Annotated in this window: 28 protein-coding genes; 16 read left to right on the top strand and 12 right to left on the bottom strand. The window is 58.8% G+C overall.

What is annotated here, in order from left to right; all coding sequences use genetic code 11:
* Positions 1-77: 77 nt before the first annotated feature.
* The 6 genes from KGB25_RS03140 to KGB25_RS03115 all read left to right on the top strand — a co-directional run bounded on the left by KGB25_RS03140 (position 78) and on the right by KGB25_RS03115 (position 3947).
* Positions 78-293: a DUF1127 domain-containing protein gene (locus KGB25_RS03140; RefSeq protein ID WP_007947887.1), complete on the top strand. Its 216-nt coding sequence runs from the start codon at positions 78-80 to the stop codon at positions 291-293.
* A gap of 257 nt (positions 294-550) precedes the next feature.
* Entirely contained in the window at positions 551-760 is a 210-nt protein-coding gene (locus tag KGB25_RS03135; protein ID WP_207285029.1) for a DUF1127 domain-containing protein, read from the top strand.
* A gap of 144 nt (positions 761-904) precedes the next feature.
* Positions 905-1222 carry a DUF2388 domain-containing protein gene (locus KGB25_RS03130; RefSeq protein WP_008044656.1) on the top strand — a complete coding sequence of 106 codons (318 nt, stop codon included), beginning with the start codon at positions 905-907 and terminating at the stop codon, positions 1220-1222.
* A 110-nt stretch (positions 1223-1332) separates the two neighbouring features.
* On the top strand, positions 1333-1641 hold the full coding sequence (locus KGB25_RS03125) for a DUF2388 domain-containing protein (protein WP_223434196.1): 309 nt from the start codon (positions 1333-1335) through the stop codon (positions 1639-1641).
* A gap of 27 nt (positions 1642-1668) precedes the next feature.
* The gene (locus KGB25_RS03120) at positions 1669-1989 is read left to right on the top strand and encodes a DUF2388 domain-containing protein (protein ID WP_008027752.1); all 321 of its coding nucleotides are present in this window, start codon (positions 1669-1671) and stop codon (positions 1987-1989) included.
* Entirely contained in the window at positions 1986-3947 is a 1962-nt protein-coding gene (locus KGB25_RS03115; protein WP_223434195.1) for a DUF4105 domain-containing protein, read from the top strand. Before KGB25_RS03120 ends, KGB25_RS03115 begins: the two co-directional genes overlap by 4 nt.
* Before the next feature lie 131 nt (positions 3948-4078).
* Here the strand turns inward: KGB25_RS03115 and KGB25_RS03110 are convergent, their stop codons facing one another.
* The 3 genes from KGB25_RS03110 to trpB all read right to left on the bottom strand — a co-directional run bounded on the left by KGB25_RS03110 (position 4079) and on the right by trpB (position 6691).
* Entirely contained in the window at positions 4079-4522 is a 444-nt protein-coding gene (locus tag KGB25_RS03110) for an anti-virulence regulator CigR family protein (RefSeq protein WP_207285027.1), read from the bottom strand.
* Positions 4523-4643: 121 nt separating this feature from the next.
* The gene (gene trpA, locus KGB25_RS03105; RefSeq protein ID WP_008027744.1) at positions 4644-5456 is read right to left on the bottom strand and encodes a tryptophan synthase subunit alpha; all 813 of its coding nucleotides are present in this window, start codon (positions 5454-5456) and stop codon (positions 4644-4646) included.
* Positions 5456-6691, bottom strand: a complete 1236-nt coding sequence (gene trpB / locus KGB25_RS03100) for a tryptophan synthase subunit beta (protein WP_008027742.1) — start codon at positions 6689-6691, stop codon at positions 5456-5458. The genes trpA and trpB overlap by 1 nt, the downstream gene beginning before the upstream one ends.
* Positions 6692-6817: 126 nt before the next feature.
* On the opposite strand from trpB, the gene KGB25_RS03095 reads away from it, so the two are divergent.
* Positions 6818-7711: a LysR family transcriptional regulator gene (locus KGB25_RS03095; protein ID WP_207285026.1), complete on the top strand. Its 894-nt coding sequence runs from the start codon at positions 6818-6820 to the stop codon at positions 7709-7711.
* Here KGB25_RS03095 and KGB25_RS03090 read toward each other — a convergent pair.
* Positions 7708-8034, bottom strand: a complete 327-nt coding sequence (locus tag KGB25_RS03090; protein ID WP_008027738.1) for a YqjD family protein — start codon at positions 8032-8034, stop codon at positions 7708-7710. The two genes, KGB25_RS03095 and KGB25_RS03090, sit on opposite strands and share 4 nt — an antisense overlap.
* Before the next feature lie 158 nt (positions 8035-8192).
* On the opposite strand from KGB25_RS03090, the gene KGB25_RS03085 reads away from it, so the two are divergent.
* Complete coding sequence (locus KGB25_RS03085; protein ID WP_008027736.1) at positions 8193-8408, top strand: dodecin; 216 nt, start codon at positions 8193-8195, stop codon at positions 8406-8408.
* 122 nt (positions 8409-8530) lie between these two features.
* A complete protein-coding gene (locus KGB25_RS03080) occupies positions 8531-8752 on the top strand; it encodes a DUF1161 domain-containing protein (protein ID WP_008044661.1) in 222 nt (73 codons plus the stop codon).
* A gap of 69 nt (positions 8753-8821) precedes the next feature.
* On the opposite strand, the gene KGB25_RS03075 is transcribed toward KGB25_RS03080, so the two are convergent.
* A complete protein-coding gene (locus KGB25_RS03075) occupies positions 8822-9823 on the bottom strand; it encodes an LLM class flavin-dependent oxidoreductase (RefSeq protein WP_008027732.1) in 1002 nt (333 codons plus the stop codon).
* Between the two features lie 243 nt (positions 9824-10066).
* Here KGB25_RS03075 and KGB25_RS03070 point away from each other — a divergent pair, with 243 nt between their 5' ends.
* Positions 10067-10495 carry an OsmC family protein gene (locus KGB25_RS03070; protein WP_008027730.1) on the top strand — a complete coding sequence of 143 codons (429 nt, stop codon included), beginning with the start codon at positions 10067-10069 and terminating at the stop codon, positions 10493-10495.
* A gap of 150 nt (positions 10496-10645) precedes the next feature.
* Positions 10646-10885 (top strand): DUF1161 domain-containing protein, encoded by a 240-nt coding sequence (locus KGB25_RS03065; RefSeq protein ID WP_008044665.1) that lies wholly within the window; start codon positions 10646-10648, stop codon positions 10883-10885.
* Positions 10886-10891: 6 nt separating this feature from the next.
* Here the strand turns inward: KGB25_RS03065 and KGB25_RS03060 are convergent, their stop codons facing one another.
* Positions 10892-11314 (bottom strand): hypothetical protein, encoded by a 423-nt coding sequence (locus KGB25_RS03060; protein WP_008027726.1) that lies wholly within the window; start codon positions 11312-11314, stop codon positions 10892-10894.
* A 40-nt stretch (positions 11315-11354) separates the two neighbouring features.
* Entirely contained in the window at positions 11355-11777 is a 423-nt protein-coding gene (locus KGB25_RS03055; RefSeq protein WP_008027723.1) for a hypothetical protein, read from the bottom strand.
* Positions 11778-11837: 60 nt separating this feature from the next.
* On the opposite strand from KGB25_RS03055, the gene KGB25_RS03050 reads away from it, so the two are divergent.
* Positions 11838-12929 (top strand): aminopeptidase, encoded by a 1092-nt coding sequence (locus KGB25_RS03050; protein WP_223434200.1) that lies wholly within the window; start codon positions 11838-11840, stop codon positions 12927-12929.
* An 89-nt stretch (positions 12930-13018) separates the two neighbouring features.
* On the opposite strand, the gene KGB25_RS03045 is transcribed toward KGB25_RS03050, so the two are convergent.
* The 3 genes from KGB25_RS03045 to KGB25_RS03035 all read right to left on the bottom strand — a co-directional run bounded on the left by KGB25_RS03045 (position 13019) and on the right by KGB25_RS03035 (position 14873).
* Entirely contained in the window at positions 13019-13477 is a 459-nt protein-coding gene (locus tag KGB25_RS03045; protein WP_223434194.1) for an REP-associated tyrosine transposase, read from the bottom strand.
* Between the two features lie 173 nt (positions 13478-13650).
* Positions 13651-14301, bottom strand: a complete 651-nt coding sequence (locus tag KGB25_RS03040) for an HAD family hydrolase (protein ID WP_008044671.1) — start codon at positions 14299-14301, stop codon at positions 13651-13653.
* 26 nt (positions 14302-14327) lie between these two features.
* Complete coding sequence (locus tag KGB25_RS03035) at positions 14328-14873, bottom strand: gamma carbonic anhydrase family protein (RefSeq protein WP_008044675.1); 546 nt, start codon at positions 14871-14873, stop codon at positions 14328-14330.
* 89 nt (positions 14874-14962) lie between these two features.
* Here KGB25_RS03035 and prlC point away from each other — a divergent pair, with 89 nt between their 5' ends.
* Both prlC and KGB25_RS03025 read left to right on the top strand, forming a co-directional pair.
* Entirely contained in the window at positions 14963-17014 is a 2052-nt protein-coding gene (gene prlC / locus KGB25_RS03030) for an oligopeptidase A (RefSeq protein ID WP_223434193.1), read from the top strand.
* On the top strand, positions 17011-17295 hold the full coding sequence (locus KGB25_RS03025; RefSeq protein WP_192228111.1) for a YheV family putative zinc ribbon protein: 285 nt from the start codon (positions 17011-17013) through the stop codon (positions 17293-17295). Before prlC ends, KGB25_RS03025 begins: the two co-directional genes overlap by 4 nt.
* A gap of 44 nt (positions 17296-17339) precedes the next feature.
* On the opposite strand, the gene KGB25_RS03020 is transcribed toward KGB25_RS03025, so the two are convergent.
* Together KGB25_RS03020 and KGB25_RS03015 are read right to left on the bottom strand one after the other, a co-directional pair.
* On the bottom strand, positions 17340-17981 hold the full coding sequence (locus KGB25_RS03020) for a dual specificity protein phosphatase family protein (protein ID WP_008027710.1): 642 nt from the start codon (positions 17979-17981) through the stop codon (positions 17340-17342).
* Positions 17982-18179: 198 nt separating this feature from the next.
* Entirely contained in the window at positions 18180-18485 is a 306-nt protein-coding gene (locus KGB25_RS03015; RefSeq protein ID WP_223434192.1) for a hypothetical protein, read from the bottom strand.
* Between the two features lie 231 nt (positions 18486-18716).
* On the opposite strand from KGB25_RS03015, the gene KGB25_RS03010 reads away from it, so the two are divergent.
* Together KGB25_RS03010 and KGB25_RS03005 are read left to right on the top strand one after the other, a co-directional pair.
* A complete protein-coding gene (locus KGB25_RS03010) occupies positions 18717-19775 on the top strand; it encodes a PA0069 family radical SAM protein (protein WP_008027708.1) in 1059 nt (352 codons plus the stop codon).
* A 243-nt stretch (positions 19776-20018) separates the two neighbouring features.
* Positions 20019-20750 carry a carbonic anhydrase gene (locus KGB25_RS03005; protein ID WP_008044681.1) on the top strand — a complete coding sequence of 244 codons (732 nt, stop codon included), beginning with the start codon at positions 20019-20021 and terminating at the stop codon, positions 20748-20750.
* Positions 20751-20800: the final 50 nt, after the last annotated feature.

The following is a 20800-nucleotide window of genomic DNA, read 5'->3' as shown; positions in this document are numbered from 1 at the left end:
AGACTGGCCAAACGAGAGGATCATTGGCATCAGTTAAACCACTACCTAATCCCGCCACAAGCGGAAGGATGAAAACCATGGAACGTACACTCAGTTCCGATCTGTTCTTCGAAGACACCGCTGCAAAAACCCAGGCTTCCATGCCTCTGCGCGTTATCGCCAACCTGATGCTGTGGCAGCGCCGCATCTCCAGCCGCCACCAACTGGCTCGCCTGGATTCGCGTCTGCTGGCTGACGCCGGGATTAGCGAAGCACAACGCTACGAAGAGCTGAGCAAGCCGTTCTGGCGCTAAGTTAGCGTCGCTGGCTCTGATCTTTAAGGTCAACCGCCAGCACCCGAATTGAACAAACAAGACCCGTCGTGGGAAACCACGACGGGTTTTGTCGTTTTGGGGTGATGAAATCCTCAAAACAATAAGCACACTCAAACACAGGTACAGTTTCACTTTAATCAAAACTGAACCAGTACAATTTCAGGCGTGTGTGTCTGTCTTGGCGAACCGGACGGGATCATCATGAAATCCCGACCTGCCAGCAAAAGGACTGCACCATGGATCATCCACTGGATCTCCCCGCGACCACTTCGCAATCCAAGCCTCGGTTTACCTGGCTTGGAAGAGTGTTCAGAGGCCTCGCCAACAGCCTCGAAAGGGCCAGAACCCGGCGTTTACTGGCGCAACTCGACGGCAGGCAGCTGTCTGACCTGGGCATCAGTCATTCAGATCGTGTCAAAGAATTGGATAAGCCGTTCTGGCGCTGATGTCCGCCTGAACAGACGGGACTGTGCGAATCGACACCTACAGGCCTAATATCAAGCCAGAACGTGGCGATGACTGCGCGACAGGCGTCTGACTCAACAGACACCGCGCCACCTCTCAATCGGTTTACCAAAAGGAGTTACACCATGTCCCGTCTTCGTCTGCTCAGCGCTGCAGCCCTGCTTGCCGTGGCTGCCAATTCCCACGCCACCAGCTTCATCGTGACCACCGATGCCGTCGTCGGTGCACTCAAGGCTACGTCCGATGCCACTTCCGATGTCACCTCGTCCTTTCGCGATGACAAGATCGTACGCGCGGCCCGTGACGACGCCGCCAGCTTCGTCGCCAGCGAAGGCGCCATTCGTGGCGTGAAACTGGAAAGTGCACTCGACCACATTCGCCACCAGGCTCCTCAACTGAACGCGACTGACGCACAACTGGCTCAGGCCATCCTGACGATCTAACCAGGCGTCATCCATATCCGGGACACGCCCGACGTGTCCCGATGTTTCGGCGCTGGCTCTAAACCGGGCGTTGCGCTAGCCTTGGGACTCGCTTTCAACTGTCGAGTCTCATGCGTTTTCTTACCTGTCTGTTGATCACTCCGGTTCTCATGGCGGCCAGTTGGGCAAGCCAGGCCCATGCCTTCGACCTGACGACGCAAGGCGTCGTAGCTACGGGCTACGCCACAAGCATGGTGACCTCCGCACCCTTCGACCGTAAGCTTCTGTTCGCCGCCAGGGATGACGCCGCTTCATTTATCGCCAGTGACGGCCAACTGCGAGGCGCACAACTGGAGTCGGCCCTGATTTACCTGCGCCAGACCCAGCCAAAACTTCATGCAAGCGACCTTGAACTGGCACACGCTATTCTCGTCCAATAGTTATCCTCGTTCCTCCGGAGTCGTTCCATGCGTAGCCCGCTGATTGTCGCCACCCTTGGCCTGCTGCTGTTGGCCGATGTAACCCAGGCGCACACCCTGGTTGCCACCAGCAACATCCTCATCAACGCCACTCGCCGGACCCTTGATTTCACTTCCGATACCACGACGTCCATCCGTGACGCGAAAATCGTTCGAGAAGCCCATGACGATGCCGCCAGTTTCGTCGCCAGTGATGGTGATATCCGAGGCGCGCACCTGGAAGCAGCGCTCAACCTATTGCGCACCCGCGTGCCGGAAGCTCGGGACGCCAGTGATCAGGTCATCGCCGAAGCCATCCTCGCACTGTGAGGTCGCTAAATGCCTGGCTTCTGATGGGGGCCATGTTGCTGCTCGGCAACACGGCTCAGGCCGGACTGCAATTACAGCTCAAGACCGAAGGCCTGAGTCCCGCGCAACAGCAGGCCAGCCAGGCGCTGCTTGATGAAGCCATGCAGGCGTTGCCGCCGCGGTTCATCGAGCAGCTCGACCGACGCATCGACGTTGGCTGGACCGATGACATGCCGAGCAATGCCTACGGCCAGGCGTCGCTGGTGTCCGAACTCGACCTGAACCGCAACCTGCTCGCCAGCCTCACCGACGGCAGCGCCGCAACCAAGAAGACTTATCGCCCCCACGGCACCGTGCGCAGGGAAATGCTGGCCACGGTGCTGCACGAACTCACCCACATCTATGACCGCTCGCGTTTTTGGCCAGCCACCGAACGCACGCTGATCCAGCGCTGCACCCGGCGCACCAACAGCTCCGGCCTAATCGGCATTCCGGATGAATGCCGTGGCCAGTCCGACCGACGCTTTACCCTCAGCGATGACCCGCGCCTGCTCGACCTCGCAGGCTGGCCGCAATACGTGGGCCGTCGCGGCGAGCGCGAACAGTACAACCGCCAGATCGCCCGCAGCCCGGACATCTACGAGACCAGCAGCCCCAAAGAGTTCGTCGCGGTGAACATGGAGTACTTCCTCCTCGACCCGAGCTACGTCTGTCGCCGCCCTGCGCTCTATCGCTACTACAAAGAACATTTCGGCTGGGCTCCCGCCGCCAAAGACACCTGCGGTAAATCGTTCGCCTTCCTCAATGCCGGTAACGACTTCGCCAAACAGCCTTTGGGCCAGGTCGATCCGGAGCGGGTGTATGCCGTGGATTATCTGTTGGCCGAAGCCAACCAGAACTGGGTCAGCCGCTGGGGCCACAGCATGTTGCGCCTGGTGATCTGTGCTCCCGGCCGGCCACGAGGGCCGGATTGCCGGCTGGATCTGGATCAACACCTGGTGTTGTCCTACCGCGCCTTCGTCGGTGATGTACAGCTGTCGAGCTGGGATGGATTGGTCGGCAAATACCCGTCGCGCCTGTTCGTCCTGCCGCTGGCCCAGGTCATCGATGAGTACACCAAGACCGAATTGCGCAGCCTCGCCTCGGTGCCGCTGAACCTGTCGCGCAACGAGATCGAAGACGTGGTGGAACACGCCGCCGAGATGCACTGGAGCTACGACGGCAATTACTTCTTCCTGTCCAACAACTGCGCGGTAGAAGGCCTGAAGTTGCTGCGCAGCGGCACCAACAACGCAAAGCTGGTCGGGCTGGACAACATCATGCCCAACGGCTTGCTGGAAGTGCTCAAGGGTCGCGGCCTGGCGGATACCAGCGTGCTGGACGATCCTCGCGAAGCGCTGCGTCTGGGCTATCGCTTCGACTCTTTCCGCGATCGCTATCAAGCGATGTTCGAGGTGCTGAAAAAGCACCTGCCGATCAAACAGGACAAGGTCGAAGACTGGCTGGCCTTGAAGGCTGAAGAGCGTCGTAAATGGATTGATCAGGCTGACCTGCGCACCAGCGCGGCTTTGCTGCTACTGGAACAGGCCGCTTTCCGGCAACAACTGGTGCTGGCCCAGGACGAAGTGAAGCAACGCTATCTCGGTGCCCGGGAATTGCAGAACGGCGGCATGGACAAGGCCAATGCGACGTTGAAGCAGATTCTCGCCAACAGCGGCTTCCTCAGTCGTCCGGCGGAGCTGCTCGGTACCGGCGGTTATGGCTTGCCGCAACCCAGCGAGTGGCAACGCCTGGAATCGGAAAGCAGCCTGAGGCAAAAGCAGCTCCAGGCGCTGACCGGCGACCTGGACAAGGAAGTGAGAGCGCTGCTCGACCCGAGTCGTGCGGCGGAGATGGCTGCCAACGAAGCCAACCTGAAGCAGGTTGGCGAGCATTTGCGTAAATTGCATAAAGCGGCGGGCGGATTGGAGTTGCCCTGAAGCGGTTGCATAAACCCCTGTAGGAGCTGGCTTGCCAGCGAAGAACTCAAGAGCGCCGCGTTTAGCCAGATCAAACGCGCCATCTCGACGACCATCGCCGGCAAGCCAGCTCCTACAGGGAGGTGCGTCGCTTACAACACCCCTTCCAGAATTTCATAGACGATCCCGGTACCCACGGCGATCAGCACAATGTCGCCCCCCGCGCGGCGCCATTCGTAACCCTGGTAATACGGCAGCCGACTCAGCGCGCGGTTGTCCAGGCGTTCGCCGTAATAACCGTGCGGCAATGGCCGACCACGCTCCAGATGAATGCCTGGAGGTGGCGGCGCACCCCGTACGAAGTAGCCATGATTGTCATGAATCGTCTGGCGTACCGGACCAAAGTCCCGTGGCGGAGGGCCACCGCGATGGTTGTCCTGCGGGCCTCGATGGTCATCGCCATGGTTATCGTAATGGCCCTGTTGCTGACCGCCGCGGTCGTGATCGTCGCGCTGATCGGCGCTGGCGTGCAGCAACGGGGTGGCACTGAGCATCAGCACACCCAGGCTGGCAATCAGACGTTTCGGCATTTTCATCGGGTCTTTCCTCACGGCACACACAGCAAAAAGGGCTTCAGAACGTAGTCCTGAAGCCCTCGGTCTTGCTGTTTAGTCTGTACCGCGAGGCTCTAATTCCTCTGTATCAGGAACTTTACCTTCAGCTGACGCGGGCCTGACGCACGCCATCGGCCAATGCCGCGCAAAGACTCAACACGCCATCCACCGCCTGATCCGGCGTCGAGGCATTGGCGATGTGATCGATCAACGCCGAACCCACCACCACACCGTCGGCCAGGCGCGCGATGGACGCTGCTTGCTCCGGTGTACGAATACCGAAACCGATGCTGATCGGCAGATCAGTGTGACGGCGCAGACGGGCCACCGCTTCTTCAACGTGCTCCAGCGTCGCCGCGCCGGCACCGGTCACACCGGCCACAGACACGTAGTAAACGAAACCGGAGCTGCCGTTCAAGACCGTCGGCAAACGCACATCATCGGTCGTCGGGGTGGTCAGACGAATGAAGTCCAGACCGGCAGCCTGGGCCGGGTCGCACAGTTCGCCGTTGTGCTCGGGCGGCAGGTCGACAACGATCAGGCCATCCACGCCGGCCTCTTTGGCGTCGGCGATGAAGCGCGGTACGCCGTACATGTGGATCGGGTTGAAGTAACCCATCAGCACCAGCGGCGTATCGCTGTTGCCTTCGCGGAACTCGCGAACCATTTGCAGGGTTTTCGCCAGGTTCTGTTTGGCGCCCAAGGCGCGGATGTTGGCCAGTTGGATCGCCGGACCGTCAGCCATCGGATCGGTGAAAGGCATGCCCAACTCGATCACGTCGGCGCCGGCACCCGGCAAACCTTTGAGGATCGCCAGGGAAGTGTCATAGCTCGGGTCGCCGGCGGTGACGAAGGTCACCAGGGCGGCGCGGTTTTGTTCCTTGAGTTCGGCAAAACGCGTTTGCAGGCGGCTCATCAGTGTTTCTCCTGCTGGGACTGCACTTGTTGAGAGTTTTCCATGTGGTGCATCACGGTTTGCATGTCTTTGTCCCCGCGACCGGACAGGTTGACCACCATCAGGTGATCTTTCGGCAGGGTCGGTGCGCGTTTGAACACTTCGGCCAGGGCATGGGCGCTTTCCAGTGCAGGAATAATCCCTTCCAGACGGCAGCACTTGTGGAACGCGTCGAGGGCTTCGTCGTCGGTCACCGAGGTGTATTGAACGCGACCGATGTCATGCAACCAGGCGTGTTCCGGGCCGATGCCTGGATAGTCGAGGCCGGCGGAGATCGAGTGGGCGTCGATGATCTGGCCGTCGTCATCCTGCAGCAGGAAGGTCCGGTTGCCGTGCAATACGCCCGGTACACCGCCATTCAGGCTGGCCGCGTGCTTGCCGGTCTCGATGCCGTAACCGGCCGCTTCGACACCAATGATTTCGACGCTCTTGTCGTCAAGGAACGGGTGGAACAGGCCCATCGCGTTGGAGCCACCGCCGATGCACGCCACCAGGCTGTCGGGCAGACGACCTTCCTGGGCTTGCAGTTGGTCACGGGTTTCTTTGCCGATGACGGCCTGGAAGTCGCGAACCATTGCAGGGTAAGGGTGCGGACCGGCCACGGTGCCGATCAGGTAGAAGGTGCTGTCGACGTTGGTCACCCAGTCACGCAGCGCTTCGTTCATCGCGTCTTTCAGGGTGCCGGTGCCGGCCACGACCGGGATCACCTCGGCGCCCAGCAGTTTCATGCGGAACACGTTGGCTTGCTGACGCTCGATGTCGGTGGTGCCCATGTAGATCACGCAGTCGAGGCCAAAACGCGCGGCCACGGTGGCCGTCGCCACGCCGTGCATGCCGGCGCCGGTCTCGGCGATGATGCGTTTCTTGCCCATGCGCCGCGCCAGCAGGATCTGGCCGATGCAATTGTTGATCTTGTGCGCGCCGGTGTGGTTCAGCTCTTCACGCTTGAGATAAATCTTCGCGCCGCCGCAGAACTCGGTCAGGCGTTCAGCGAAATAGAGTGGGCTTGGACGTCCGACATAGTCGCGCTGGAAGTAGGCCAATTCTTCTTTGAATGCCGGATCTTCCTTGGCCGCTTCGTACTCGCGGGCCAGATCGAGGATCAACGGCATCAGGGTTTCGGCGACGTAGCGGCCGCCGAACGAGCCAAACAGGCCGTTGGCGTCGGGGCCGTTGCGCAGATTAGTCTGGGTCATGGGTCGCTCCGGTTGAATGGGTGAGTTGAAGCTTTTGAAAAGAGAGTGGGCTTAACTCTACCCCTGACGCCTCAGGCTGAAAACCGATAAGATCGCCGCAACCTGTCAGGAAAACTCACAGATACCATGAGCCACGACCTTCCCCCGCTGAACGCGCTTCGCGCCTTCGAAGCCACTGCCCGCCTGAACAGCGTCAGCCAGGCCGCCGAACAGCTGCACGTCACCCATGGTGCAGTCAGCCGGCAATTGAAAGTGCTCGAAGAGCATCTCGGGGTAAGTCTGTTTATCAAGGATGGTCGCGGCCTTAAACTCACAGATGCCGGCGTGCGATTGCGCGATGCCAGCGCTGAAGCCTTTGAGCGCTTGCGCACGGTCTGCGCCGAGCTGACTCAAAGCACCGCCGACGCACCGTTCGTGCTCGGCTGTTCAGGCAGCCTACTGGCGCGCTGGTTTATTCCGCGTCTGGGTCGGTTGAATGCTGATCTACCGGACCTGCGCCTGCACTTGTCCGCCGGAGAAGGTGATCTCGATCCCCGTCGTCCGGGGCTGGACGCTTTGCTGGTGTTCGCCGAGCCGCCATGGCCCGCGGACATGCAGGTTTACGAATTGGCCAGCGAACGCATCGGCCCGGTCATGAGCCCACGCTTCGCCGATTACGAACTGCTTCAACAGGCGCCAGCAAGCGCGCTGTTGAAGCAGCCGTTGCTGCACACCACTTCCCGTCCGCAGGCCTGGCCAAGCTGGGCGCAGCAAAGCGGCCTCGACGCCAAAGCGTTGAAGTACGGGCAGGGCTTCGAGCATTTGTATTATTTGTTGGAGGCAGCAGTGGCCGGTCTCGGTGTCGCGATTGCCCCTGAACCTTTAGTCGCCGAGGACTTGAAGGCAGGGCGCCTGGTTGCGCCGTGGGGTTTCAGCGAAACCCCGGCGCAACTGGCGTTGTGGCTACCCAAACGCGCCGCGGACGGACGCGCTCGGCAACTGGCGCAGTGGCTGAAAAACGAGCTACGCCAGACGGATTAATCTCCGCGTTTACACAGCAGATAGGCTGCGAGCAGACCCAGTGCGCCCACCGCGACACCGGCTGTAGTCCAAGGGTGTTCCTGGGCGTAGTCCCGAGTGGCGATCCCGGTTTCACGGGTTTTGACTTTGACTTCTTCGTACGCATCGCTGAGCAAATGACGCGAATGCTTGAGGGCGCTCTCGGCGTTGGCTTTCAACGCCTTGAGGGTTTTACGCGACTCGTCCGAGGCGTCGTCCTTCAGGTTCTCCAAAGACTTCAACAGACTCTCGATCTCGGCTTCCATGCTTTGCAATGAGGCTTTACGTAAAGAGGTATTGGCCATGGTGGCTCTCCTGCATTGATGATGAGTGGCGTGTGTTGGTTGGGACTTCAGAGGTTCAAGAAAGTGCAGTAAATCTGAACTTCTGCCTCTTGAAGGCCGGCAGAAGTAATACGAAAAATCACTGCTAGGCTGTATTTCACACCCTGAGGAGAACGCCCATGACTGACCATCACACTTACAAGAAAGTCGAACTTGTCGGCTCATCCACCAGCAGCATTGAAGACGCCATCAACAACGCGCTGGCCGAAGCCAGTAAAAGTCTCAAGTACATGGAATGGTTCGAAGTGACCGAAACCCGCGGGCACATCAAGGACGGCAAGGCAGCGCACTTCCAGGTGACGCTCAAGGTCGGGTTCCGGATTGCCAGCAGCTAAGATTGAGCTAGTCTTCTGAACTTGCGCGCTGGCCGAGTGCCATAGGGAATGGCAAAGCGCTACATGAGTGCATCCGGCTGATGGCTGGATGCTCCCTTTGATCCGACCAGGGAATGCGACCGATGAAGAAGTTTATGTTGGCGGTAGGTTTGTTGAGCCTTGCGGGCGCGGCGTTTGCTGACGGCAAGGCATGCGAAGAGCTGAAAGCCGAAATCGCAGCGAAGCTGGATGCCAAAGGCGTTTCTGGCTACTCACTGGAAATCGTTGATAAGGGCACCGCTGCTGGCGGAAAAGTCGTCGGCACCTGTGAGAAAGGCACCAAGGAAATCGTCTACAAACGCTAGGCCGATTCCATCGTTAAACGAAAAAGCCGACGCAATGGCGTCGGCTTTTTTATGCGCGCTGTTTAAGCGTCAGCCCTTCATGACTTGCGCCAGCAGCTCATAGGAATGCACGCGATCGGCATGTTCATACAGGTCGCAGGTAAAAATCAGCTCGTCTGCCTGGGTCTGCTCGATCAATACGTCCAGCTTGGCGCGGATTTTCTGCGGGCTACCCACCATCGCCAGTCCCAGGAAATCATGCACCGCGTCTTTCTCATGGGGCAGCCACAGGCCATCCATGGTTTTCACCGGCGGACGCTGGACCAGGCTTTGCCCACGCATCAACGCGAGGATGCGCTGGTAAACCGATGTCGCCAGATACTCGGCCTGCTCGTCGGTGTCAGCCGCTACCAGCGGAACGCCAAGCATCACGTAGGGCTTGTCCAATACCGCTGAAGGCTTGAAGTGATTGCGATAGACGCGAATCGCCTCATGCATGAAGCGCGGTGCGAAATGGGAAGCGAACGCGTAGGGCAAACCGCGCTCACCTGCCAGTTGTGCACTGAACAGGCTCGACCCCAACAACCAGACCGGGACGTTGGTGCCGGTGCCCGGCATGGCGATGATTCGCTGGTCTGGCGTGCGTGGACCGAGGTAGCGCACCAGCTCCGCCACATCTTCAGGGAAATCATCGGCACTGCCGGAACGCTCGCGACGCAAGGCCCGTGCAGTCATCTGATCGGAACCGGGGGCGCGGCCCAGGCCCAGGTCGATCCGGCCCGGATACAGGCTTTCGAGGGTGCCGAACTGCTCGGCGATGACCAATGGCGCGTGGTTGGGCAACATCACGCCACCTGAACCGACCCGAATGGTCGACGTGCCGCCGGCCAGATAGCCCAGCAACACCGAGGTCGCGGAGCTGGCGATGCCGTCCATGTTGTGGTGCTCGGCCACCCAGAAGCGGTTGTAGCCAAATTTTTCGACGTGCTGCGCCAGGTCCAGGGAATTGCGCAGCGACTGGGCCGCGCTGCCGTTCTCGCGCACGGGCACCAGATCAAGGGTCGAGAACTTGATATCGGACAGTCGTTTCATAAACCTGCTTCTCCAGTTGAGGTCGCAGGTTTTTTCTTGCAAACGAAAACCTGCCGAATCCATAAGCGTGCTTCATGCAATGAGGGCATATACCCGAGTTTCAATAGCCGAGACAAAAAAACCTACGAAAACGGTAGGACTAATGAATTCAGGTGAACTTTGCACCGCCGTCTATCCTCAGAACCCTGGCAACCGAAAACCACGAAGGCGCGATGCTTCGCGCCGGATCTTGAGGAGGCAGACATGGCTATTACCAAAAAAGCATCGGCGCATTGGGAAGGTGACCTGAAAACCGGCATCGGCTCGATTTCCACCGAAACCGGTGTTCTCAGAGAAGCGCCCTACGGCTTCAAGGCACGTTTCGAAGGTGGTAAAGGCACCAATCCGGAAGAGCTGATCGGCGCGGCCCACGCCGGTTGTTTCTCCATGGCTTTTTCGATGATTCTCGGCGACGCCGGTCTCAAGGCTGACAGCATCGATACGAATGCCGAGGTCACGCTGGACCAGGTCGACGGAGGGTTTTCGATCACTGCGGTGAAGTTGATCCTGAAGGCGAAAATCCCTGGGGCGACCCAGGCGCAGTTCGAGGAACTGAGCAATAAAGCCAAAGAAGGCTGCCCGGTGTCCAAAGTGCTGAATGCGAAAATCAGCCTGGATGCGACGCTGCTCTAGACCCGTCTTATCGGGCAAAAAAAATCGCAGCCTTCGACAGGCTGCGATTTTTTTGCGCTGAAACAAAACCCGGCTGGCGTCCCTGTGGTCGAATAAATGACAGCAGTGAAAACGCATCAACCTGCGTGCTGCCTCAAAGGAGCTTCAACCATGAAACGTTTTGCCCTGGCGATTATCTGCAGTGTACTGGCCACTTCGGCACTCGCTGCGCCCAAGGATTGCGAAGAACTCAAGAATGAGATCGAAGTGAAGATTCAGGCGAATGCCGTGCCCTCCTACACGCTGGAAATCGTGTCGAAGGAAGAGGCCGCCCAGCATGACGCCGCGATGGTCGTCGGCACTTGCGACAACGGCACCAAAGCCATCATTTACCAGAAGAACGACAGTTGATCCGCCTCACATGAGGCAATAGGACTCTCGGTCTTCAGCGACGATTTCCCGCTTGGCGTTGTACAAACGAGCGCCGGGAGTGAACGCTATCGAACGGCCTTCCAGCACATAACGCTGGCCTGCTTCGAAATGATCGTAGTTGATGGTCAGGTAGCACAACCGTTCCGTGGGACCGCTCATCACACCAAAGCCCCCGCCACCGGGCACTTCAAAGTCGAATCGAACGACCAGCTCATGGCTGCCGGGCGTCACCTGGAAGAAACGCCCGTCGCGCAGTCGCTGCTTGTCCAGTCGTTCCGCCATCAGCAACTTATCGTTCGGGAATGGCGTAGAAAACTCGACCCAGGCCATCTGAGGATTGACCGCCGGTAACGGGCTCTGGCAACCGGCAAAGGCGCTTGCCGCGAGCAATAGCAATAACCTGCGCATGATGAATGTCCCGATGTTTGGTCATTCAGCATAACGCCGATCAGGTCCGTTGACAGCCTGCCGGAGTGCCTTGGCCTATCACTTTTCGCTGTTGGTCATAGAGCTTGGCCCACGGCCGAAAACCGATATTCCCTGCTTGCAGCTGATATTTCTCACCCGCGTTGAAATTGTTGAATTTCACATTCAGTTGGCAATCGCGCCATAGCGGCTCGGCGTCCGGCCCGATGTTGCTCGGATCGACCGGGAACAGATAACGCACCGTCAATTCATGACTGCCGGGCTGGACCTCGAAGTAGCGCTTGTCGGTGGAGGCCTTGTCATCGACTTCCAGCGCTTGCAGTGCGGTGTCTTCCTGCGGTGTATCGAGATCGATCCACGCTTGAGACGGATCATGGTGGGGTAATCCGAATCCTGCACAGCCTGTCAGCAACAACAGGCCTCCCGTCAGCATCATCTTGCGCATAGCGGAGCTCCAGTCAGGCGGGATAGTCTTGCGGGAAGACTCTCCATGGATGATTTTATTTTGATCAGGCCGCTTCCAAGCCTTGGGTTACTTGATCGCGTTTTGCGTGTTTTGTTTCCGGGTGTGTTGTTTTTGTTGCTCAACGGTTGCGCCAGCGTCAGCTATTACAGCCAATTGGCCAGTGGCCAGCTGAAATTGCTGCGGGCTCGAGAGCCAGTTTCCGACGTGATTGCCGACTCCTCCCGCGATCAAAAGCTGCGTGCGCATCTGGCCCAATCGCAAAAGGCCCGGGCGTTTGCCAGCCAGCAGCTGCATCTGCCGGATAACCAGAGCTACCGTTTGTACGCCGACATTGGCCGACCGTTCGTAGTCTGGAACGTGTTCGCCACGCCGGAATTTTCCCTGACGCCGCAAAACCACTGCTTTCCCGTCGCCGGTTGCGTCGCCTACCGCGGCTATTACAACCAGAGCACGGCCCGTGGTGAGGCGGCGTTGCTGCGACTGCAAGGTATGGACGTGTCGATCGGCGGCGTCGAGGCCTATTCGACGCTCGGCTGGTTCAACGATCCGATTATCAGTTCGATGATGGGTTGGGGCGATGAACGGTTGGCAACGCTGATCTTCCATGAACTGGCGCATCAGCGTTTTTATGTGAAGGACGACACGGAGTTCAACGAGTCTTTCGCCACGTTCGTTGAACAGGAAGGCACTCGGCAGTGGCGCGCCCATCGCGGGTTGGCGCCGGACAACGGCGCCCAGGCGCAGCGACGGGATCAGTTCATTCAGCTGGTTCTGGATACGCGCTCGCGACTGGAAAAACTCTACGCCCTGCCGCTGCCAACCGAGCAGATGAGGCAACAAAAAGCCGCTGAGTTCGAGCGGCTACGAGCCGAATACCGGCAGATACGCGACAGCCAGTGGGCTGGAGATAAACGCTATGACGCGTGGATCAATGCGCCGATGAACAATGCGCGGTTGTTGCCGTTCGGTTTGTACGACCAGTGGGTGCCAGCGTTTGCGGCGTTGTTCCGGCAATCGGGTGGGGATTGGGTGAAGTTTTATGCGGCGGTGGAGAAGCTTGGTGCTTTGGAGGTTACTGAGCGCAAGGCGGCATTAAAGACGTTGGCGGAATCGAAAATTTCCGGTGATTGAACGGACCCCTTCGCGGGCAAGCCTCGCTCCTACGGCTGTTCATCAGCCCTTGTAGGAGCGAGGCTTGCCCGCGAAGAGGCCCTTAAAGGTCACAACCAGATTGCATCCCACAGCGGATAATTCCCTACCTTCTCAACCAAACCCTCACGCAACGGGTTAGCGACGATGTAGCGAGCAACCGCCTGCAAGTCCTCTTCCTTTCGAATGGCGCGATCATGATAGCCGTGTTGCCAAACCGGACCTTGACGGCCAACTGAACGATTAAGCGTCACTGCAATGCGTGATTTGGTCCGAGCCATCAACTTGGGTAGCTGAGTATTTTTTAGCTCGATCAACCAATGGAAATGATCGGGCATGACGACCCAGGCTAGCGACGTCGCAAACTCTTCTCGCTCTGCCGTTCGAAAAGCATCAACCACCAAACGCCCATTGTAGAAGTCGCGGAACAACGGTTCTCGATTCAAAAGCACCGCTGTCAGTAGGTAAATCTGTCCGGACTCCGAATATCGTCCTGTGCGCAATCGGTGAGCGTGTTTTAACTCCGGCAATGATGATCCTCCTTGATCGTGGCCCGCCTCTTCAGGCTAGAACGACAAGAAGGGTTTTGAGTGAGAACAGTTGATCCGGATGTGTATCGGCGGACGCCTTCGCGGGCAAGCCTCGCTCCTACAGCACTGATGAAGATCCGTAGGAGCGAGGCTTGCCCGCGAAGGCGTACTTATCAGCGCTGCAAAAACGCCTGATGCATCTCATCCAGCGTTTCAAAATGATAGGTCGGCGCTTCAGCACTCAATTCCTCGCGGCTGCCGAAACCATACCCAACCGCCGCCGCATCCAGCCCATTGCTGCGTGCGCCGATCAGGTCGTGTTTGCGGTCGCCGATCATCAAGGTGTTGGCCGGGTCCAGGCCTTCTTCCGCCATCAGGTGGGCGATCAACTCGACTTTGTTGGTCCGCGTGCCATCCAGCTCGCTGCCGTAAATCACCTTGAAGTGTTTGGCGAAATCGAAGTGCCGGGCGATTTCCCGGGCGAAGATCCACGGCTTGGAGGTCGCGATGTACAGCTGACGCCCTTGCCCGCCGAGGGTTTCGAGCAGCGGGGTGACGCCATCGAACACGCGGTTTTCGTACAGACCGGTGACCTTGAAGCGCTCGCGATAGAAATTCACCGCCTCCCACGCCTTGGGCTCGTCGAAGTCGTAGAACTGCATGAACGCCTGCAACAACGGCGGGCCGATGAAGTGTTCAAGCTTGGTCAGGTCGGGTTCTTCGATGCCGAGTTTGCTCAGGGCGAACTGGATCGAACGGGTGATGCCCTCGCGCGGGTCGGTCAGGGTGCCATCGAGGTCGAACAAAACGGTTTGGTAATGCATGTTGAATCCTGAATAAGGGCGCGGGGTCAGAGCTGATCGTAGCCTTCTGCCAGATGCAGGTCCTTGAGCTTCACGTAATTCGCCGCGCTGTAGGTGAAAAAGGCTTTTTCCTTGTCCGTCAGCGGGCGGACCTGTTTCACCGGACTCCCTACATACAGAAAACCACTGTCCAGGCGCTTGCCCGGTGGCACCAGGCTACCGGCGCCAATGATCACATCATCCGCGACCACCGCTCCGTCCATGACGATGCTGCCCATGCCGATCAACACCCGGTTGCCCACGCTGCACCCATGAAGCATGACTTTGTGCGCGATGGTCACGTCGTCGCCGATCAGCAACGGAAAGCCATCGGGGTTGAACGGCCCGGCGTGGGTGATGTGCAGCACACAGCCGTCCTGCACGCTGGTGCGCGCACCGATGCGGATGCGGTGCATGTCGCCGCGGATCACCGTCAGCGGCCAAACGGAGCTGTCATTGCCGATTTCGACGTCGCCGATCACCACCGCCGAACTGTCGACAAAAGCGCCTTTGCCCAGCAGCGGCGTGTGGTTCTGATACTTGCGAAGGGTCACGATAGGGTTTCTCTCTGTTGCCGATAGCTGCGGTGAGCGTCGATTGTAATTAAGATGGCCGCATGTTTCTTCCAGCCAAGGTGCCAAACGTGAGCGTGAACAACCCTCTTTTGCAGTCCTACGACCTGCCGCCGTTCTCGGCGATCCGGGCCGAACACGTGCAACCGGCCATTGAACAGATCCTGGCTGACAACCGCGCCGCGATTATCGAGATCCTCAAAACCCAGGGCAAACAACCAACCTGGGCCGGCCTGGTGCTGGCGATGGACGAACTCAACGATCGCCTCGGCGCTGCCTGGAGCCCGGTCAGTCACCTGAACGCCGTGTGCAACAGCCCCGAATTGCGCGAAGCCTACGAGTCCTGCCTGCCAGCGCTCAGCGCCTACTCCACCGAGCTGGGCCAGAACCGCGAACTGTTCGAGGCCTTCGAAGCCTTGGCCAACAGCCCTGAAGCCGCCGGTTTCGACGTCGCGCAGAAAACTATCCTGGAACACTCCCTGCGTGACTTCCGCCTGTCGGGTATCGACCTGCCAGAAGCCGAGCAGAAGCGTTACGCCGAAGTACAAAGCAAGCTCTCCGAACTGGGCAGCCGCTTCTCCAACCAACTGCTCGACGCGACTCAAGCCTGGACCAAACACGTAACCGACGAAGCCGCCCTCGCCGGCCTGACCGATTCGGCCAAGGCACAAATGGCTGCGGCTGCGCAGGCCAAGGATCTGGAAGGCTTCCTGATCACCCTGGAATTCCCGAGCTACTACGCGGTGATGACCTACGCCCAGGACCGTGCCCTGCGCGAAGAAGTCTACGCCGCCTACTGCACCCGTGCGTCGGACCAAGGCCCGAATGCCGGCCAGAACGATAACGGGCCGGTGATGGAAGAAATCCTCGACCTGCGTCAGGAGCTGGCAAAACTGCTGGGTTTCGCCAGTTTCTCGGAGCTGAGCCTGGCCACCAAGATGGCCGAATCCAGCGATCAGGTGCTGAGTTTCCTGCGCGATCTGGCCAAGCGCAGCAAACCGTTCGCCGCTCAGGACCTGGACCAGCTCAAGGCTTACGCCGCCGAACAAGGCTGCCCGGACCTGCAAAGCTGGGACAGCGGTTTCTACGGTGAAAAACTCCGCGAACAACGTTACAGCGTTGCCCAGGAAGCCCTGCGCGCTTACTTCCCGATCGACAAAGTGCTGGGCGGTTTGTTCGCCATCGTTCAACGTCTGTACGGCATCGAGATCGCCGAACAGAAAGGCTTCGACGCCTGGCACCCGGACGTTCGCCTGTTCGAGATCAAGGAAAACGGCCAGCACGTCGGCCGCTTCTTCTTTGATCTCTACGCCCGCGCCAACAAGCGCGGCGGTGCATGGATGGACGGCGCCCGCGACCGTCGTCGCACGGCCGAGGGCGTGTTGCAAAGCCCGGTGGCCAACCTGGTGTGCAACTTCACCCCGGCCGACAGCGGCAAACCGGCGCTGCTGACCCACGACGAAGTGACCACCCTGTTCCACGAATTCGGTCACGGCCTGCATCACCTGCTGACCCGCGTCGAACACGCCGGCGTATCCGGCATCAACGGCGTGGCGTGGGACGCGGTCGAGCTGCCAAGCCAGTTCATGGAAAACTGGTGCTGGGAGCCGGAAGGCCTGGCGCTGATTTCCGGTCACTATGAAACCGGTGAGCCGCTGCCGCAGGACCTGCTGGGCAAAATGCTCGCCGCGAAGAACTTCCAGTCCGGCCTGATGATGGTGCGTCAGCTCGAGTTCTCGCTGTTCGACTTCGAACTGCACGCCACCCACGGCGATGGCCGCAGCGTGCTGCAAGTGCTCGAAGGCATACGCGACGAGGTCTCGGTCATGCGCCCGCCGGCTTACAACCGCTTCCCGAACAGCTTTGCGCACATCTTCGCTGGCGGTTATGCGGCGGGTTACTACAGCTACAAATGGGCTGAAGTACTCTCGGCAGACGCCTTCTCGAAGTTCGAAGAGGACGGCGTGCTCAACGCCGAAACCGGTCGCGCCTTCCGCGAAGCGATCCTCGCGCGCGGTGGTTCGCAGGAGCCGATGGTGCTGTTCGTCGACTTCCGTGGCCGTGCCCCGTCGATTGACGCACTCTTGCGCCACAGCGGCCTGAGTGAGGACGCAGCAGCATGAGCGAGGGGCCTGTGAAGACGAAAAAACGCTTTATCGCCGGGGCAGTCTGCCCGGCCTGCAGCGAGCCGGACAAATTGATGATGTGGAGCGAAGACGATGTCCCGCATCGCGAGTGCGTGGGCTGCGGTTATTCCGACACGTTGAATGAACAGGGCCTGTCCGTGCCCAAGGAATTGGGCACACGGGTCAACACATCGGCGCTGAAGGTGCCGGACGCCAAGGTTCAGGCCGTGCAGTTTTTCCCGAACCCGAAGCTGAAGAAAAAGCCTGACGAACACTGAGTGCAGCAATGACCTCCCGCAGCGCAATGCTGTGGGAGGTGCTGTTACTCAACGTGGGCCGACTTGAACCAGCTCTTCATCGAGCAGGCCGCGAACGGGCTTGTACTGCATTCCCCGTTGGCCAGGGCCGTGCGCAGCTTCTCGGCATCCGCCTGCATCATGTAACGAATACCGTCCTTGAAATGGGTGCTGTCGCCAAAGCCACCTTGAGTCATCTCGTTCAGGGCGTCTTCCTTGCTCCAGCCTTGCACCACCACCCGGTACATGGCGGCCATCAGGCCGGTCCGGTCCGAACCATGCTTGCAGTGCATCAACACCGGGCCCTTGGCTTCGGCGGCCTGAATGGTGCGAAGGGCCTTGAGCACATCCGCGTCATCCACGTGGTTGGTGCGATAGGGCAACTGCACCTGGTCTATACCGGGCGTGGCCAGCCAGCTTGAATCCGACTCGGGCAGGAAGTTGATCACGGTGGCGACCTTGAGTTTTTCCAGCAACGGGACGGCTCCGCGGTCAGGCAATGCACTGCGGTAGAGCGTTGGAGACATCTGGAAGAGGTTGTACTGCACCTCGACCGATTGAGCCCACTCCGCAGGACGGGGTGCGACCGCATCGTCAGCGTGGGCGAGCGTCAGATTGAGGAATGCGACCAGCGACAGGCACATCGCAGGGATAAGACGTAGGGACATGCTCGGCGACCGTATGCAAAGAGGCGGGATGACGACGCCAGATTGAGCCCTGATCAGTCAAAGACCTGTGAGCCGTCTGTCAAAGAATCGTGAATCATCCATTTATATACGATTGTTCAACCATGGACGACGATAGTTTCATGCCCCATTGCAACTAAGCCTGTATGAATCTCACACAGGCTTAGTTAAATAACAGGCTTAAGGATTGACGATACTGGAATACGCTTTCGCCAAGGCCAACAGTTTCTCCTTGTCATCACTGTCGATATCGCCGTCACCGTCCACATCGCTATTGACTACTTTGATAGTGAAGGACCGGCCACCATCACTGGAGACCGCCGTCGCGTAGGCTGAATCCACCAAGGCCTCGGTCGACAGCTCATTCACGGCGTCCCACCCCAGCTCCTTGCGAGCCAGTTGCATCGATACCTGCGCTTCCCGCGGGTTGACAATACTTGGCGCCAGCAATTGTAAAAAGATACCGCGCTGATTAAATAACGACATTTATTAATTCCATTTAATAAGTAAATACACGAAACTTCGTGTGAAGCGAATACTACTTATCAAGTTAGCGTCAGGGCTATTCGATATTTGTTTCCCGGCGTTGCGCCAAGTTGTACTTATCAATCAATTCCACAATAAATGGTCATCCTGCTTTGCCGGAGCGCCAAACGGCACTGGCCGGTTCGCTCAACCTTCGATACTGTATGCACATACAGCTACGAGTATTGTCCGATGAGCACTCCCTTGCCACCCCGCGGTCGCGGCACCGCCACCAACCCGCACAACCGCTTCGCGCCAAACCGTTCGGTGGCGGAGGACGATGGCTGGTATCAGGAGGCGCCGATGACCCAAGGCACCGAGGTGCGCATCGAGACCGCTAAAACCATCATCACCCGCAACAACTCACCGGACCTGCCCTTCGATCGCTCGATCAATCCGTATCGCGGTTGCGAGCATGGCTGCATTTATTGCTACGCACGGCCCAGCCACGCCTATTGGGACATGTCGCCGGGGCTGGATTTCGAAACCCGATTGATCGCCAAGACCAACGCCGCCGATGTGCTGGAAGAACAGCTGTCCAAACGCGGCTATCAATGCGCGCCGATCAACCTGGGCTCCAACACGGATCCTTATCAACCGATCGAACGCGAACACAAAATCACCCGCAAAACCCTGGAGGTGCTGCTGCGTTACCGTCACCCGGTGACCATCATCACCAAAGGCTCGCTGATTCTTCGCGACCTGGACCTGCTGGCCGAACTTGCCGAGCAAAGGCTGGTGGCGGTGATGATCAGCCTCACCACGCTGGACGATGAACTCAAACGCATCCTCGAACCGCGTGCCGCAGCGCCCAAGGCCCGTCTCCGGGCGATCCGGGTGATGCGTGAAGCCGGGATTCCGGTGGGGGTGTTGTGTTCGCCGATGATTCCGATGATCAACGACAGCGAGCTCGAAAGCCTGTTGACCGAGGCACAGGCGGCCGGCGCACAAAGTGCGGCCTACATGATGCTGCGCCTGCCACTGGAGGTGGCGCCGCTGTTCGAAGAATGGCTGGCGGCCCACTATCCTCAGCGGGCGGCCCATGTGTTGAGCCTGATCCGCCAGAGTCGTGGTGGCGAGCTCTACGACAGTCGGTTTGGCAGCCGGATGCGGGGCGAAGGTCCATTTGCCGACCTGCTGGCGCAACGCTTTGCCAAAACCATCAAACGCCTGGGGCTCAATCAGCGGGAAGGATTCAATCTGGATTGCGAAGCCTTCTGTCCGCCGGGTCGCCAGATGTCGCTGATTTAAGGACAATTGGCCTATGGTGAGTAATGGAAAACGTGCGATGCATTTAGGCTGGTCACGTTTTTTGTGATCTGGAACACACGTTCTAGAGCGGTTCATTCAGTTTCAGTTAAGATTCGGCCGCTACCTTGTTCATCGAGTGACTGACGGGTCGAGATTTACGGCCTGGATGTTTTTTATACAGCCACTGGCTTCACACCGGACAAAACGGGAAAATTCCCTGACTCCGCCAATGAGGATGAATTCATGAGTGACAAGGATAAACAGCCGTTGGCTGCGTCGGCTTCAGCCCAAACCGAGGCAGAAACCGCCGATGCAGCGTTGAAGCATATTGTTGACGGCTTTTTGCATTTTCATCATGAGATCTTTCCCCAGCAGGAAGAGCTCTTCAAAAAACTCGCCACGGCTCAACAGCCAAGGGCGATGTTCATTACCTGCGCCGACTCGCGCATCGTGCCTGAACTGATCACTCATAGTTCGCCTGGCGATCTGTTCGTGACCCGTAACGTCGGCAACGTCGTACCGCCTTACGGTCAGATGAACGGTGGCGTATCCACGGCCATCGAGTACGCGGTGCTGGCGCTGGGCGTGCAACACATCATCATCTGTGGCCACTCCGATTGTGGCGCGATGCGTGCGGTGCTCAATCCCGACAGCCTGGAAAAGATGCCCACAGTCAAAGCCTGGCTGCGGCATGCGGAAGTCGCGAAAACCATGGTGCACGACAACTGCAACTGCACCGATGAAAACGAGACCATGCACATCCTCACCGAAGAGAATGTCATCGCCCAATTGCAACACTTGCGTACCCACCCCTCGGTAGCTTCGCGCATGGCGAACGGTCATCTGTTCATCCATGGCTGGGTCTACGACATCGAGACCAGCGCCATCAAAGCTTATGACGCCGATCAGGGTCGTTTCCTGCCGCTCGATGGCAGCCATCCGATTCCAGTGGCGACGCCCAAAGCGCGCTTCTAAATCTTCCTAAAAATCTGTGTGGTTTGACCCCGGCCGCTGTTTCAGCGGTC

Source organism: Pseudomonas sp. BF-RE-21, assembly GCF_019947305.1.
Classification (GTDB): Bacteria; Pseudomonadota; Gammaproteobacteria; order Pseudomonadales; family Pseudomonadaceae; genus Aquipseudomonas; species Aquipseudomonas migulae.
Note: the sequence above shows the minus strand (reverse complement) of the source record. Positions and strands in the feature narration are given on the sequence as shown.